Origin of the sequence: Deinococcus rubellus, from assembly GCF_025244745.1 — a bacterium.
In the GTDB taxonomy this organism is placed as follows: domain Bacteria; phylum Deinococcota; class Deinococci; order Deinococcales; family Deinococcaceae; genus Deinococcus; species Deinococcus rubellus.
In genome coordinates, this window is sequence record NZ_CP104213.1 from 2080180 (window position 1) to 2095634 (window position 15455).

Consider the following 15455-nt stretch of genomic DNA (forward strand, 5'->3'; position numbering starts at 1 on the left):
GGTACGGGGCATAGGGAAAGAGAAGGCGTTCAATTCCATTCGAGCACCCCTTTTTTGAGGATATAGAAGTAGCCCACCAGCACCAGAATCACGAAGGTCACCATTTCCCAGAAGGCAAACGCGCCAACTTTCTGGTAAGCCACCGCCAGCGGATAGAAAAAAGCCGTCTCGATATCGAAGACGATAAACAGCATGGCGACGAGGTAAAAATGCACCGGGAAGCGCTCGCGGCCCGTGCCTTCGGGGTCGTTGCCGCTCTCGTAGGGCATCAGCTTGCTGGCGCTTGGTTTCTTTGGCCCCAGCAGAATGCTGACTATCACTGCCAGCACGCCAATGCCGCCTGCGATCAGCAGCATTACAATCAGGTGCGCGAATTCACTCATAGTCCTCCTTCTCCTGGCTGACCACGTCCACCCAGTCTCATCCGCCCCACCCTAACTTGTGCCGTTTTTCACGAGCTGAAAACACAAGGCGAATACGGATGGTTGGGTAGGGCGAGCGGAGAACACCGGGAAGCAGCAGCGAAGAGTTGCCGAAACAGTTGTGCTTACACCCTTAGTTTTACCACGCACAGCGGAAAAAAGGGTGACGCCGGGCCAGACATCGGGCAGTGTGGGCGAGACGGGCGGGCCGGTGCTGATCTGCACTCCCGAAGCCGTTGTGGAAACTGGCCCCAAGCACGGTTCAATCTGAACAAACGTCCAGCGGTACGACGAAAGCGCGCCCAGCACACCAGCACCGGACGCGGCCTTATCAGCAACCGACTCAGCTCACCAGTTCGGCGAAATCATCGTCATCTTCTTCGTCGCGGGCCAGCGGCAGCAGAAAGGTAAACGTCGAGCCGTGACCGCGCACCGACTCCACCCAGATGCGCCCACCGTGGCCCTCAATGGCCAGCTTGCAAAAGGCCAGGCCCATGCCAGTGTCGAAGCGGCCATGCAAGGTCAGGCGCGACTGCTCGAAAGCGGCGAACAGGTTAGGAATGTCGTCTGCCGGGATGCCCTCGCCGTCGTCACTCATGCTGAACTGAAGGTCGTCATTGACCTGGCGCACGCTGACGTCGATCTGGCCGCCCGCTTTGGTGTGTTTCATGGCGTTGCTGAGCAGGTTGGCGAAGATGCGGCGCAGGATGGCCGGGTCGGCGCGTGCCGGAGACAGATTGGGCGCGACCTCGACGTTGAGCTTGCGGTCACTCAAACCTGCACCCACGTCGCCCTGGGCCAGTTCGAGGACTTCGCGGAACATCGGCGAGAACATCAGCTCGAAGTCCAGGTTCATCTTTCCGGCCTGAATCTTTCGTACGTCGAGCATATTGACCGACAGGTGAAGCAGGTGCTGGGTTTCCTCGCGCGACAGGCGAACGAGTTCGATCAGGTCTTTGGGCAGGCGCTCATCTTCCTCGACGATCTCCATCAGGCCCAGCACCGCCGCGATGGGGTTCTTGAGGTCGTGGACCAGCATGTGGACCAGCTGGTCGCGCACCCGCTCCTCGTGCTCCCAGTTGTCCAGCTTCTTGAGCAACACGGCGTTCTTATCCTGAAGCTCGCGCTGCTGCCGGGCACGGCCCAGCAGGGTGCCGATCAGGTGGGCCAGCGCTTCGGGCGCAGTGCTGTCGCTCATCAGGGCGTCGGCCCCAGCACTCAGCAGCGCGCCCAGACCCTGGGTGCCTACCGCCAGAAAATGGGTCGTCCCGAGGTCTTCACGGCCCCGCAGAATACTCAGCAGTTCACCCAGCGGCACAGCGGCGCTCAGATCGGTATACAGCACCACCGCGTCCGGCACCTGCTGGCGCGATTCACGCAGCAGCGTCTCGCCGTCGCGGCAATACACCACGTCCACCTGCGGCAGGCAACCGGCCAGGGCCACTGCCCGCGCTGAGTTGGAGGCCGCGACCAGCACAGTTGGCTTCACGGAATTCGCCATCGCCGCACATCATAGCGGCTCCCCGGAGAGCAGAGAGTAACAGGGACAAACACTTCAGGAATGGCGATCAGCGCGGCGCGCTCAGCCCGCTTCGGCGCAGCAGCGCCTCGGGATCGGGATTTCGGCCCATGAAGTCACGGTAGAGCTGCCCCGCGTCCACCGAGCCTCCGCGTGAGAGCAGCCGGTCCACGAATTCGCGCCCAGTCTGACGGTTGAAGACGCCCCCATCCTCGAAGCGGGAAAAAGCGTCGGCGTCGAGCACCTCGGCCCATTTGTAACTGTAGTAACCGCCCGCATAACCCACCGGGCTGGAGAACAGGTGTCCAAACTGGGCAATGAAGGCATTGTCCGGCAGCGGCGGCACCGGCGAGTAGCGGCTGATCACGTTGCGGGCGTAGGCCAGCACGTCGCCGTCGGTCTCGACGTACTCGGCGTGCAGCGACAGATCCACCGTACCGAAGCTGTACTGGCGCATGGCAGTGGCAGCGGCGCGGAAGTTGCGGGCGGCCAGCATCTTCTGGTAGAGGTCATCCGGCAGGGTCTCACCGGTCTGGTAATGGCGGGCGATCAGCGCCAGGCCCTCGGGTGTCCAGATCCAGTTCTCCATGATCTGCGAGGGCAACTCCACGAAGTCCCAGGCGACCCGCGTGCCGCTGAGCGACTGCACCAGCACCCGCGAGAGGGCGTGGTGCAACAGGTGGCCGAACTCGTGAAAGACCGTCTCAACCTCGCCCACCGACAGCAGAGAGGGAGTCTCACCCGAGGGTGGGTTGAGATTGCCGCACATCAGGCCCAGGTGCGGGGCGAAGCCGTCCTCACGGGGGCCGCCGGTATAGAGGCCATTCATCCACGCACCGCCACGCTTGCTGTCGCGCGGAAACCAGTCGGTGTAGAAGCTGGCGACGTGTTCGCCCGCCTCGTTCTGGATGTCGTAATACCTGACTTCCGGATGCCAGCCGGGGGCCTGCGCCTCCTTTACTGTGATGCCGAAGACCCGGTGGGTGATCTCGAACAAGCCAGCCATGACCTGGGCCATCGGGAAGTAAGGGCGCAGGGCCTCCTCATCGAAGTCGTAGCGCTCCTGGCGCAGCTTCTCGGCCCAGTACGAGATGTCCCAGGGAGCCAGATCGGGGGCAGCCTCACCCGACTGCTGGCGGTAAAACTCCAGCAACTCCTGATTCTCCCGCTCGAAGAAGGGCCGGGTGCGGGCTTCCAGGTCGCGCTCGAAGCTTAAAGCTGCCCCGGCACTGCCCGACATCCGGTCCACGGTCACCAGATCGGCAAAGGTGGCGAACCCCAGCAGCGCGGCCCGCTCGCGGCGCAGGCGCAGAATCTCGGGCAGCAGCTCACGGTTGTCACAGCCCTCGCCAATGCCGACCAGGTTGTTGGCGCGGCTGAGTTCCTCGCGCAGCAAACGGTCGTCGGCATAGGTCAGGACCGGTCCCAGCACCGGGCCGTGCAGGGTCAGACGGTGCTCGCCCGCATGCCCGTGCGCCTCGGCGTCGGCGGCAGTGGCCCCGATCAGGCGCGGCGGCACACCCGAGAGCCGCTCGGTACTCACGTACAGCTCGTAGGCCTTGATGCCGTCCATCACATTCTTGCCGAACTTGTTGGTCAGCTCGGCCAGCTTGACGTTGATCTCGGTGAGCCGGGCCTTGCCCGCGTCGTCGAGGTCTGCGCCGCCGCGCCGGAACTCGTCCACCGTCAGGGTCAGGAAGCGGGTCCACTCGGGGCTGAGGGTGGCCGCTGCTTCAGTCTTTTGAAAGCTCTTGAGCGCCGCCCAGAGGCCGGGGTGCAGCCCCAGCTCGGTGAAGAAGGTGCTGACCTTGGGCAAGATGGCCTCGTTGGCAGCCCGCCATGCGTCACTCGACACCACCGCGTTGAGGTGCCCCACGACCGTCTGCACCGCCGCGAGTTGCTGGCCGAGAATATCCAGCTCCTGCAAGAAGCCCTCGAACTGGCGCTCGGGAGCCTGGGCCAGCACGTCCAGATCGGCGCGGCCTTTTTTGATCAGCGCGTCCACGGCGCTCTCGGCATGCTCCGGCTTAATCTGGTCGAAGGGAATTTTGAAGCCCAAATTGAGTAGAGGGTTGCCGCTGGTCACGGGGTCGGAAACGGTCTGGGTCATGCCTGAAAGTATAAAAACCCAAAGTGAGAAGGACCGTGAAAAGTGCTTCAAGACGCAGCCTAGGCCAGATGGCTTAGAAGGCAGCTGACCATTCGGCAGGCGAAGTGGATAAGCGGTAGCAGGCAGATTGGAACATGACCTCTTCGTTGACCTGGCAAGTGCTTCACCCCCAGCCACTCCTGACCGGCGAGCTTTACGACGAGGTGGCCGCCTTTCTCGCGCTGGCAGGAGACAGGCCCGAAAGTGCTGAGCACCTGCGCCACTTTGATGAACAGCGCCCCGCCGGGCAGCACCACGCGCTGACACTGGCCCGCCTGGGCGACCAATTCGTCGGACTGGCCGAAACGCAGGTGCCGAGGTCGCACGACAGACCTGGCTGGTACGCCCTGAACCTCAGCGTGCATCCCGATTTTCAGAGCAGCGACCTGCCGGCAGAGTTGCTGCGCCGCGCCGAATCGCACCTGCCTTCAGATCGGCGTGTGGTGCTGAGCAATGTCATGGAGGGCGACTGGCAGGAATCTTTTTTGGTATCTGATTAGCGAGTTGTCCTGGTTCAACAGCGCAGGGACATCAGCATACCAACGGGATCCTGACCACGCAGGCGGGCGGTTTCCACCGTCGACTTGATGCGCATGTACGTGGTGGCTCCCCGTGCATTTTTACTGCACTGCGAGACTTTCCTGGCCATGACCACGGTTCTGAGACTGCGTTCGGCAGCATTGTTGGTCGGTGGAATTTCCGGATCCGACAGGAACAGCAGCACCCTTTCACGAAGGTGCTGTTCTAGAATCCCCAGGCGCAGCCGCTCGTTGGCCTTGGTCTTCAAGGGTGCACGCATCAGCACCTTTTCCAGGCGCAGGGTGAGGGACTCACCCTGCTGCCGATATTCTTCCCGGGTACACCATCCCTCGTCATAGCGCCGATGGAGCTTGATCCCGTCGCGGAACACCTGCGCCAGTCGGAGGCCGTATTCGTGTCCTCGACCGGGCCGCTGTTGTTCTCCGGCAGCGACCTCATCCGCGTTGCGGATGAGATGCGCCAGGCACTTCTGCTGCCTGACCTGATCGAGGTTCTTGCTGTCATAAACCTTGAATCGGTCGCAGACCAGTATGCCTTGGAAGGCGTCGCCCAGGACCTTTCGAAGCTCGATGTTGGTGTGCTGGTGGTTGGCGGTGAACAGCACGGTCTGGGCGCAACGGAAGGTGCTGACCCAGGCTTGACTGGTGCTGATCCGCCAGCCGGTATCGTCATGATGCACAAACGCGGCCGCGCGCAGATCAGCTTCCAGGGTCTGAACATGGGCTGCCAGGGGGCCTGCATCCTCAGCCAGCCGCTGTGCGTCCTGGGTCACTGCGCCCTGCGTGATGCGAATTCCGGTCGTCAACTGGAGCACCCGTGGCAACCGGCGCTGTGGGAGGCCGATTTCATGGTGCAGCACCTGAAGGCTGGCCTTCAGGCGTGGTCCGCAGCGGTGAGCCGTTGCCCCATATTGATCTGCTGCCAGGTCAGGATGCACGCCGCGCACCGTGCCACCACACGCAGGACACACCATCACCGGAACGTGATATTCCGTGAGCTGCTGAGCGCGCTCAGCAGCGAGTTCGGTGATCCAAGCTTTGTCCTGGCGCTTGAAGAGCAATTTGCCGCTGAATCCGCAAGCAGCGCAGGTATTTGGCGCACTGACCTCGATCACTTGAGTGATCTGTTCGGGTGTCGGTGCCTGCTTGTACGTGAAAAGCCCCTCTCCCGCACGGCGTCCTGGGGGTTTGGGATCAGCTTTACGGGTTTCACGACTGTGCGGTGCCGCGTACTTGCGGCTCTTACGCTCAAGGTCTTCAAGGCGCTTCTTCAGGCGTGCATTCTCAGCTTTGAGCGCGCGGTTTTCGGCTTCCAGCCGCTCGAACCGCTGAGCCTGCTGGCGGATAATCTCCAGCAGCTCCTGCTCCCTCAACGTCCCAGTCATCCACCACAGCTTAACGGCAGCACCCCCGTCCTTGGACGGGGGTGCTGGGGGCCGCTAATCAAATACCTTTTTTGAAAGCACACGGCTTCAGCGAACACGAACGGATGTGGACCAGCACGCTGAATTTGCAGACCTTCGACCCGGACAGATTTCAGCAGCACACCCAACGGGCGCGGGCGGCTGGGCTCAGTGTCTCGCCACTTTCGGAAGTGGCCGATTTGACGAGCGAACAGCAGCAACGCCGTCTCTACGCCCTGATGGTTCACCTGCTCTCTGAGGTGCCGTTCTCTGAGCCAGTCACACCCTGGCCCTTTGAGAACTGGCGAGAACGAATTCTGAATGCACCCGACTTTGACACGGACGGCTTTTTTGTGCTGCTCAGCCCGCAGGGAGAATGGACCGGCATCTGTGAACTCTACCGGCCTGATCCGGCGCGGCCCGGCACACTGCACCAGGGCCTGACCGGGGTGCAGCGCGAGTGGCGCGGCCTCGGCGGGGCCTGGCTACTCAAACTCACGGCGGCGGCGCGGGCCAGAGCGCAGGGTCACGCGGCGGCCAACACCAGCAACCACACCGACAACGCAGCGATGTTGGCGATCAACGAGCAGATGGGCTTCGTGCGGGAGAGGGCGCGGGTGGGGCTGCGACGAGAAAGAGAAGCCTGAATCAGCGCTGATTTTCCAGCAGCATCGCGTCCCCCAGACTGTAAAAGCGGTACTCCCCCGCCAGCGCCGCGTCGTAGGCCGCCTTGATCTTCGCCTCGCCCGCGAAGGCCGCGACCAGCAGCATCAGTGTGCTTCCTGGCAGATGCAGGTTGGTGATCAGCAGATCGGGGACGTTGACCGGCGTCCCCGGCGTGATGAAAATGCGGGTGTCGCCCTCGCCCGGCTGCACCACTGAGCCGTCCCAGGCGCTCTCCAGGGTGCGAACAGTGGTGGTGCCGACGGCCACGACGCGCCGGCCATCAGCTCTGGCCCGGTTGATGGCCGTCGCCGTTTCAGGAGTCACCGAATAGCGCTCGGCATGCATGACATGATCGGCGACGCTGCCCTGAACCGGCTTGAAGGTTCCGGCCCCGACGTGCAGGGTGACGGAAGCGCGTTCGATGCCACGCTCGTCTAATCTGCTCAGCAGTTCCGGCGTGAAATGCAGCCCAGCCGTGGGCGCGGCCACGCTGCCGTCGTCACGGGCATAGACCGTCTGGTAGCGCTCACGCCACACCCGGTCATCGTCCCCGGCGGCGATATAGGGCGGCAGCGGCAAACGCCCGATCCCGTCCAGATACAGCTTGATGTCGGCCTCGAAACGCAGCAGGCGCGCTCCGTCGTCCAGCACGCCGACGACTTCGGCTCGGTGCTCGCCCAGCCACAGTTCGTTGCCAGCGCGGCGGGCGGGCTTGAGGTAGGCGCTCCATACATTCGCCTCCTCCTCGCGCAGCAGCAGCACCTCGATCATTCCGCCGCCCTGCCCGCCCCTGACTGGCTTGCGGGCCATCACGCGGGCCGGAATTACACGCGACTGGTTGAACACCAGCAAGTCGCCGGGGCGCAACAGGCCGGGCAGTTCATTGAAAATGCGGTGCTGAACGCTCTCTCTCACCACCATCAGCTTGCTGCTGTCGCGCGGCTCGGCCCCCGTCTGGGCAATCCGGGCTTCGGGCAGCTCGAAGTTCAGCCGCGTCAGGACCGCGTCAGCAGATTCGGAAGCACCCACGCGGCTCAGACCGGCGCGGGCTTTGGGACGCGGGCAGGCATCAGGGCCTCGTCCACGTCCGGCAGATGGGTGAACTTGTCGGCGGCGTCGATGAGTTTCTGGGCAGTGTGTTCGCGGAAGGCGATCACTTCCACCCGCTTGCCACGCTCCTGCAAGAGTTCAACGATGTCGGTAAAGTCGCCGTCGCCGCTGCCCAGCACGACAATGTCCAGGTGGTCCATCAACCGCACCATGTCGGCCACCATGCCCATGTCCCAGTTGCCTTCCCAGATGGCCTTGCCGCTGTCGGTGACGTGGTGCAGGGCCAGGGTCATGCGCCGCACCTTGTAGCCCAGCGCCGAGAGCTTGTAGATAAAGGGACGCGAGGTGCTCTCGCCGTCCTTTTCAACGGTGTAAGCGATGGCGTGAATGAGTTCACGGTCTTTCTGGGCAATATTGAGCAGCGTCTCGAAATTGACAGTGCGGTCGGCCAGATCGCGGGCCGAGTGGTAGAGGTTCTGGGTATCTATAAACAGACCGATTCTGGGTTTGTGAACAACGTAATGCATGGTTCTCCAAAGGGGACGTTCTCAAAAAGGAACGGGCCAGGAGGCAGGGAACGCCGTAAAATGAAAGCAGGGCGCAGACGACGCGGTGCGGCCTGCCGAAAAAGTCGGTGGCCTTCACCGCCCAGCATCCTAATCCTCGCCGCCGCCGCCGCGCAAGCTGCGGCAACGAGCAGTGGAGCCGCCCTCAACTGCCTTTGGGCAGGTACTCCCCGATGCGGTGGGCCACCTTGCTGGCCGACATGCTGTTGAGCCACACCCGCCCCGGCCCCGAGAGGCGGGCAAAAAACAGCGCCTCGCCGGAGAAGATGATGTTGCGAAGCCCCTTCATCATCTGCACGTCGAAGGTCACACTCTGCTCGAACATGGCGACGTGGCCGGGTTCGACCAGCAGCGTTTCGCCCGCGTTGAGGTGGTATTCGATGGCGTCTCCGTCGAGTTCGGCGAAGGCCATGCCGGGGCCGGTCACGCTCTGCAGCACGAAGCCGTCGCCGCCGACCAGCCCGGCTCCGAAACGGCGGGTAAAGGTCACAGCCAGCGTCACACCCGCTTCCGCCGCCAGAAAAGCGTGCTTGTGCATGATGATGCTCTCGCCCGCGCCCAAGTCGAGCGGCACGATCTTGCCGGGGAAGTCGGTGGCAAAGGCGATCTGGCCCTCGCTGCGGGTGGCGAAATTGACCAGAAAAAGCGTCCCGCCGCCCACCATCCGGGCCAAGCCGGAGAGCAGCCCGCCGCCCCCACCACCGCTGTTCATGCCGGTATTCATCTCGACGGTGGCACTCATCCACGACATCCCACCCGCGTCGCTGAACATCCCGTGCCGGGTGTCGATATCCACGATCAGGGTCGGCTGGACAGTGCCGAAAATCCGGTAGTTCATGCCGCTCTTGGCTTCGCCGTCGATCTCCGCCGGATTGGGCAGGTCAGGAATCATAACCCAGTTTACATTCTGGAGGTAAAGGCATGATGAAGCAGCAGGGGCGGGCGGCAAGTTGCCCCGGCCCCGTGCCTTGTCTGGAGGCTTATTGCCTGCTGAACACCCACTGCTCGCCGCCCGCTCCGGTCAACGTCAGGGTTGCGCCCTGCACAGTGGCAGCGGCTCCAGCAGTCAGCAGTGGCGTGAGATTGGCAAACTGCGGCGGGCAGGCGATTTTAGTGGACATCACCGGCCCGGCGAACGTCAGGCGACCACTGGAGGTGTTGGCCTTGGCACTGAACTGGTTGCAGCCGTCGAAGCCGCTGATCTCGATGCCGCGCAGGGTAAACTGGGTGGCGCGGGTGTCGGGCGAGAGGCTCAGCCCGGCAGGTACGCCGGTCAGCAGCCAGGTGCCGTCGTACTTGCTGCGAATGCCCACAGTTGCCACCTCGCCGGTGCCCACATTCTGCCCGAAGGTCAAGCGGTCGGCACTGCCAGAAAACAGGGTCAGGGTCTGGTTGCCGGGCGTGCCGATGATCTCGAAGCGGTTGACCCGGCGCAGCAGCTTGAGGTACTGGGCTTCCAGGCCGTCCTGATAATCGGGGCAGGCGCGCAGGGTGGACGCCAGATTGCCGAAGCGCAGCACGTTCTGGCGGGCCACATAGGAGCCGCCGAAGTTGTTGCAGCCGCTCGACCCCGTCACCCGCTTGCCGTCGAAGCTGAGGGTCGGGCGCTGGGCAGCGCTGCCGGGCCGGGTCGTCTGGCCGTTCTCGGTGAGCGATACCAGGCTGTAGCCGCCAATCGGCACGCTGTTGTCGGGCGCGGCAGTGGTGGGCGGCGTGAAGGTGCCGGGCTGGGTCACCGGCGTGGCCGTCTGGGCCAGACTGGATGACAGCGGGCTGGACGTACCGAGGGCCAGGGCCAGCAGGGGCAGCAGCAAACGTGAACGGGTCATAAGGTCAGTCTGACGAATGCAGGTGACGGGCGGATGACCGGGGCGCTTGGGCAGTCCTCATCAAGCGCCGCCGCTGACCTGGGCGGGGAAGATTCAGAGCATCCGCCCAAAGCCCACCGTCTGCCCGTCCGTGACACTCAGGGGAGACGAATCCGGCAGGCTGACGCTCAGCTCTCCCCCGCCCAGGTCAGCGGCGGCGCTCAGCAGCGGCGCGTCCACCGCCTCATCGAGGGTGCCCCACAGATGCGCTCCGCACGGCTGCCACAACAGCGCGCCCACCGGCTCACTGCCCGCATAAGCCAGCAGGAGTACGGCGTCGGGCAAGCCTTCCAGGCGGGCAGCCAGGTGCCGGGCGATCGGCGCGGCCCACTCGGCCTGCCCGTAGGCCTCGGCCAGCACATCCGCCCAGCGCGGCAGGTGCAGGCGCGAGGTCTGCTCGACTTGAATGGCACTCGGCCCAGCTGCTGCTCGCCATGCGCCCACCCGCAACGTGCCTGCGTCGCCCGCCGACCCAAGGCGCACCCGCAGCGGCGGCAGGTCGTGTTGCTCGGCCCAGTCGCGGGCGGCTGCCATCACGCTTTCGTCCGCGTCTTCAGATAGATAGGCCGCGTTCGCGCCCAGCAGGTTGGTGCCGGGGGCCAGCAGCGATTCGCCGCCTGCCCAGCCGTGCGAGAAGGTGCAGAGCGGACGGTAATAGTCGAGCAGGTTCTGGACGGCAGACGGCAACATGACTTGGCAGTCTAACTGGCCCAAAGCTGAAGGGCCCAAGGACTCATCCCTGGACCCTTCGGCCTCCGCTCAAACCCGCTTCAGTCCATGGCGCTGGCGAGGGTCAGTTCCGACTGGGTGGCCTGCGCCCCCAGGCCGCGCAGGCGCTCGGCGAAGCGCTCGTAACCCCGGTTGATGTACTGCATCCCGTCAATGATGGTTTCACCCTCGGCGGCCAGCGCGGCGACCACCAGCGCGCCCCCGGCACGGATGTCGGCGGCCTTGACGGGTGCGCCGTGCATGTGCCCGTGCCCACCCTGAATGATCTGGGTGTGCTCACTGACGGTAATCTGCGCGCCCATGCGCTTGAGTTCGACCACATGGGTCAGGCGGTCAGGGTAGATCTTGTCCACCATCACGCTGGTGCCGGGCACCGTCGCCAGTAAGGCGCTCATCTGCGGCTGCACATCGGTGGGAAAGCCTGGAAATTCCAGGGCGGTGACGTTGGTGGCGCGCAGCACAGCGCGGGTGGCGTCCACCGTCATGATGTCGTCGGACTCGGTGATATACACGCCCATCTCCATGAGCTTCATGCTGACGGCCCGCAGGTGGGCGGGGCGCACGCCGGTCAGGGTGATGTTGCTGCGGGTGGCGGCGGCGGCCAGCATGATGGTTCCGGCCTCGATGCGGTCAGGAATGATGGTGTACTCGCCGCCGCGCAGCGACCCGACGCCCTGCACCGTGATGAGGTTGGTGCCCGCCCCGCGAATGTCGGCCCCCAGCGAGTTGAGGAAATTGATCATGTCCACGACGTCGGTGTCGATGCTGGCGTTTTCCAGCGTCACCTGGCCGCTGCCCAGCGTGGCCGCCAGAATGGCATTCTGGGTCGCGCCCACCGTCAGCATCTCGAAGATGTACGAGCCGCCAAGCGGGCGGGGGCGCTGCGCCGTGAAGTTGCCGCCCTCCTCGTTCATGGCCACGCCCAGCGCCTGAAACGCCTTGACATGCTGGTCGACGGGGCGGTAGCCGAAGGCGCAGCCGCCGGGCATGCTGACGGTGGCTTCCCCGGCGCGGGCGATCAGGGACCCCATCACGATGAAGCTGGCGCGCATCTTGCTGACCAGAGCGTAGGGCGCGGTGGTATTGAGAATTTCCGGGGTGTGCAGGGTCACGCTGTTCGGCCCGACCCAGGCGTGCTGCGCGCCGAGGTGGCCCACGATGTCCAGAATGGTGTAGATGTCGGACAGACGCGGAATCCCGTGCAGGGTCACCGGCTCCCGGCTCAGCAGCGCCGCCACGATAATCGGCAGCGCGGCGTTCTTGCTGGGTTGAACCGCGAATTCGCCGCTGAGGGAGCGGCCACCGGTGATATGCAGGGGAGTGACTTGCAGCATGAAGTGTCCTTTTTAAACGGCCCGCAGAGGCCGGAGTTGAAGCGGAGGGAGGCGAGCAGAGCGGGGAAAAGAGGAAGGCAACACCCGGATCAGCGAGAAATCAGTTCGAAGCAATCCTTACCGGCACGTTTTCTCTGTTGCATCTTACACACCTTACTCACGGTGAGTCTAGTACTGATATGAAAAGTCTAGTACGGTTCGGCGTATCCGGGGCCAGACGTGACAGACAACCCCACCAGTCCACACGATCAGAAGGCTGTGAGACACCGGGTTTATACTGAGCGCCAGTGAAGCCGTCGCCCGACCTCCAGCCATCGCCCAGCACTCCGCCGCCGCCTGCGCCTCCGGCGGACAGCGGCGGGCCTCAGGAACGGGCACTCGTATTTCTCGGCAGGATCAGGGAAACGCTGGCCCGAACTTCAGCGCTGCCGGAGCTGTTTCACGACATTACGGCGGCCATTCAGCAGGTCTTCGGATATCCGCTGGTCAGCCTCCTGCTGATCGAGAACGGCCAGATCAAGCCGCAGGTCAGCTTCGGGTATGCGGGCGAGGGCCGCTACAGTACGGGGGGAATGACCTACCCACTCGACTTCGGGATTCTCGGCCGGGTGGCCCGCAGCGGCGAGGCGGCGCTGGTCAGCGACGTGGGCCAGGACCCGGACTATCAGGTGTACCGGCAAGGCGTCGTCAGTCAGCTCTGCTTGCCTCTGCACGACGACGGGCGGGTGGGAGGACTTCTCAATATTGAAACCACCGCCGTCATGCTGGACGAAGAAGACCTGCGTCTGATGCAGATTCTCTGCCAGCACCTCGACAGCGCCCTTGGGCGGGTCAGGCTGGACGCCGAAGCGGCTGCCACCCACGCGCGAGACCAGCAGCTCTACGCCGAGATCGCCCGGCAAGCCCGCGAACTGGCGCTGCTCCACCAGGTCCGCAATACCCTGAGCCGCGACGTGGCGATTGACGACATCATCAGGTCGGTCAATGCGGCCATCGTCCAGGCGTTCGGCTACACCCAGGTCAGCGTCTATTTGCTCGACAGGCCCTACGGCGGGCCGCCGTTCACCGAGCAGATCAGCAGGGCCGAGGCAGACACTGAAGCCTGCCTGGTCCTGCAACACCAGATCGGCTACCGAGAGGTGCTTGACCGGGTACCCACCTCGCAGGGCGTCATGGGCCGGGTCGTCCGCAGCGGCCAGGCCGAGCTGATCGCGGACGTGCAGCTGGAGAGCGCTTTCGTGGGAGCCATCGAGAACATCACCAGCGAGGTAACGGTGCCGCTGCGCGTCCAGGGCCAGGTGGTCGGCACGCTGAATGTGGAGAGTGTGGACGGCATGGGGCTGCTGGCGCGTGACCTGGAACTGATGACCGAGGTGGCCGCGCAACTGGGGCAGGCGCTGGAGCGTGCCCAGCTTCTCGAAACCGCCCGCCTGAGCGAGGCGCGCTACCGCCTGCTGGCCGAGAGCATGACCGATCTGGTGTGCCTGCACGCCCCGGACGGACAGGTGACCTACGTCAGTCCCTCGGTGACGGCGCTGCTGGGCTACGCACCGGCAGCGATGCTGGGGACGTTTCCGCGCGACCTCGTTCACCCGGACGACCGGGTCAAGCTGGAAAGTACCCTGCGGCGCTGGCAGCGGCCCGACCAGCAGGAGCGCTTCCGGCTGCGGCTGCGCCACCTTGGAGGCCAGTGGCTGTGGTTCGAGACCAGCAGCGCCCCGGTTCCCTCCGGCCAGGGCCACTGGCAATCCACGTCCCGCGACATCGGCGAGCGCTGGCTGATCGAGCAGCGCCTGGCCTTCGAGGCCCAGCACGATCCATTGACCGGTCTGGCCAACCGCAGCCTCTTCGAGCGCCGGTTGCAAGACTGCTTGGACCGGGCGCAGCGCCGGGGACCGTCCGCCTACGCCGTGCTCTTTCTCGACGTGGACCGCTTCAAGATCATCAACGACAGCCTGGGCCACCGGGTCGGCGATCAGCTTCTGATCGAGCTGGCCAGGCGACTGACCGCCAACGTGCCGACAGGAGCGCTGCTGGCCCGCATGGGCGGCGACGAATTCGCGGTGTTGCTGCGCGGCAGCGCCGCCGAGGCCGAGCAACTGGCCCGGCGACTGATCAAGGCGCTCAACACGCCGCTGGAGGTCGGCACCTATCAGTTGCAGCTGAGTATCAGTATCGGCATCGCGCTGGGGCACCCCGACTACGCCGAAACCGGTGACGTGCTGCGCGACGCCGACCTGGGCATGTACGAGAGTAAGCACCGCCAGAAGACGCGGGCGAGTTCGGCCTACCGGGTCTTTGACCGCAGCCTGCACGAGCGTGCCCTGCGGCGGCTGCACATCGAGTCCGAACTGCGACTGGCCCTGGAGAAGCGCCAGTTGCAACTCTTCTATCAGCCGGTGGTGCGGCTCTCAGACAGGAAGTTGCTGGGCTTCGAGGCGCTGGCCAGATGGTTTCACCCGGAGCTGGGCGAGATCAAGCCGGGCGAGTTTCTGAGCGTGGCCGAGGAGACCGGGCTGATCTGGCCGCTGGGCCAGTGGGTGCTGGAAACCGCCTGCACCCAGCTCAGCGAGTGGCAGCGCCTCCAGCCCGGCAGCGCCGTCAGCCTCAACGTCAACCTCTCGCCGCCGCAGTTTCAGCAGACCGATCTGGTCCGGCAGGTGCGTCGGGCCATCCACAAGAGTGGCGCTCAGGCAAGCGGCCTCAATCTGGAGATCACCGAGGGAGCCATGTTGCAGAGCAGCGCTGCCCAGACCATCTCGGCGCTGCGCGAGCTGGGCGTGGGCGTACAGGTCGACGATTTCGGCACCGGCTACTCGTCACTGGCCTCGCTGCACCGCTTCGATCTGACGGCCCTGAAGATTGACCGCCACTTCGTGGACAACCTGGGCCGCGCCCAGAGCAACCACAGCGTCGTGCAGGCGATTCTGGCGCTGGCCGAGGCGCTCAAACTCACGGTCATCGCCGAGGGTGTGGAAACCGAGCGCCAGCGCCTCAGCTTGCTGGCGCTGGGGTGCTCGGTGGGCCAGGGCTTTCTGTTCGCCCCGGCGCTGAGGCCAGCCGAGGCCACCCAGCGGTGGCAACAGGGGATTTGAACCCGGCACAGACCAACCAGGGGTGGACCCGTGAAAGTCCGGGGCCAGTGAAACATCGGAGCCGATAAAAAACTGGAGAACAGCGCTGGGCTGCCCTCCGGCCTGGTCTGCACGT

General features: G+C 64.5%; 13 protein-coding genes. 3 read left to right on the forward strand and 10 right to left on the reverse strand.

The window, feature by feature from the left end; all coding sequences use genetic code 11:
- Positions 1-29: 29 nt before the first annotated feature.
- The 3 genes from N0D28_RS10695 to N0D28_RS10705 all read right to left on the reverse strand — a co-directional run bounded on the left by N0D28_RS10695 (position 30) and on the right by N0D28_RS10705 (position 4051).
- Positions 30-356 (reverse strand): NADH-quinone oxidoreductase subunit A, encoded by a 327-nt coding sequence (locus N0D28_RS10695; RefSeq protein WP_312846444.1) that lies wholly within the window; start codon positions 354-356, stop codon positions 30-32.
- Between the two features lie 409 nt (positions 357-765).
- Positions 766-1923: an ATP-binding protein gene (locus N0D28_RS10700; protein ID WP_260559508.1), complete on the reverse strand. Its 1158-nt coding sequence runs from the start codon at positions 1921-1923 to the stop codon at positions 766-768.
- 67 nt (positions 1924-1990) lie between these two features.
- Entirely contained in the window at positions 1991-4051 is a 2061-nt protein-coding gene (locus tag N0D28_RS10705) for a M3 family metallopeptidase (protein WP_260559509.1), read from the reverse strand.
- Between the two features lie 134 nt (positions 4052-4185).
- Between N0D28_RS10705 and N0D28_RS10710 the strand changes: the two genes are divergently transcribed.
- Positions 4186-4590 (forward strand): GNAT family N-acetyltransferase, encoded by a 405-nt coding sequence (locus tag N0D28_RS10710; protein ID WP_260559510.1) that lies wholly within the window; start codon positions 4186-4188, stop codon positions 4588-4590.
- 14 nt (positions 4591-4604) lie between these two features.
- On the opposite strand, the gene tnpC is transcribed toward N0D28_RS10710, so the two are convergent.
- A complete protein-coding gene (tnpC, locus tag N0D28_RS10715; RefSeq protein ID WP_260559392.1) occupies positions 4605-6014 on the reverse strand; it encodes an IS66 family transposase in 1410 nt (469 codons plus the stop codon).
- A 71-nt stretch (positions 6015-6085) separates the two neighbouring features.
- On the opposite strand from tnpC, the gene N0D28_RS10720 reads away from it, so the two are divergent.
- A complete protein-coding gene (locus tag N0D28_RS10720; protein ID WP_260559511.1) occupies positions 6086-6679 on the forward strand; it encodes a GNAT family N-acetyltransferase in 594 nt (197 codons plus the stop codon).
- A 1-nt stretch (position 6680) separates the two neighbouring features.
- Here the strand turns inward: N0D28_RS10720 and queA are convergent, their stop codons facing one another.
- From queA to murA, 6 genes are all read right to left on the reverse strand, one after another.
- On the reverse strand, positions 6681-7727 hold the full coding sequence (queA, locus tag N0D28_RS10725) for a tRNA preQ1(34) S-adenosylmethionine ribosyltransferase-isomerase QueA (protein ID WP_260559512.1): 1047 nt from the start codon (positions 7725-7727) through the stop codon (positions 6681-6683).
- A 5-nt stretch (positions 7728-7732) separates the two neighbouring features.
- Positions 7733-8275, reverse strand: a complete 543-nt coding sequence (locus N0D28_RS10730; protein ID WP_260559513.1) for a LabA-like NYN domain-containing protein — start codon at positions 8273-8275, stop codon at positions 7733-7735.
- 184 nt (positions 8276-8459) lie between these two features.
- Positions 8460-9206, reverse strand: a complete 747-nt coding sequence (locus N0D28_RS10735; RefSeq protein ID WP_260559514.1) for an AIM24 family protein — start codon at positions 9204-9206, stop codon at positions 8460-8462.
- An 88-nt stretch (positions 9207-9294) separates the two neighbouring features.
- Positions 9295-10143, reverse strand: coding sequence for an META domain-containing protein (locus N0D28_RS10740; protein ID WP_260559515.1), 849 nt, complete (start codon positions 10141-10143; stop codon positions 9295-9297).
- Between the two features lie 93 nt (positions 10144-10236).
- Positions 10237-10872 carry a hypothetical protein gene (locus N0D28_RS10745; protein ID WP_260559516.1) on the reverse strand — a complete coding sequence of 212 codons (636 nt, stop codon included), beginning with the start codon at positions 10870-10872 and terminating at the stop codon, positions 10237-10239.
- Positions 10873-10952: 80 nt separating this feature from the next.
- On the reverse strand, positions 10953-12242 hold the full coding sequence (murA, locus tag N0D28_RS10750) for a UDP-N-acetylglucosamine 1-carboxyvinyltransferase (protein ID WP_260561882.1): 1290 nt from the start codon (positions 12240-12242) through the stop codon (positions 10953-10955).
- A gap of 290 nt (positions 12243-12532) precedes the next feature.
- Here murA and N0D28_RS10755 point away from each other — a divergent pair, with 290 nt between their 5' ends.
- On the forward strand, positions 12533-15340 hold the full coding sequence (locus N0D28_RS10755; RefSeq protein ID WP_260559517.1) for an EAL domain-containing protein: 2808 nt from the start codon (positions 12533-12535) through the stop codon (positions 15338-15340).
- Positions 15341-15455 lie beyond the last annotated feature (115 nt).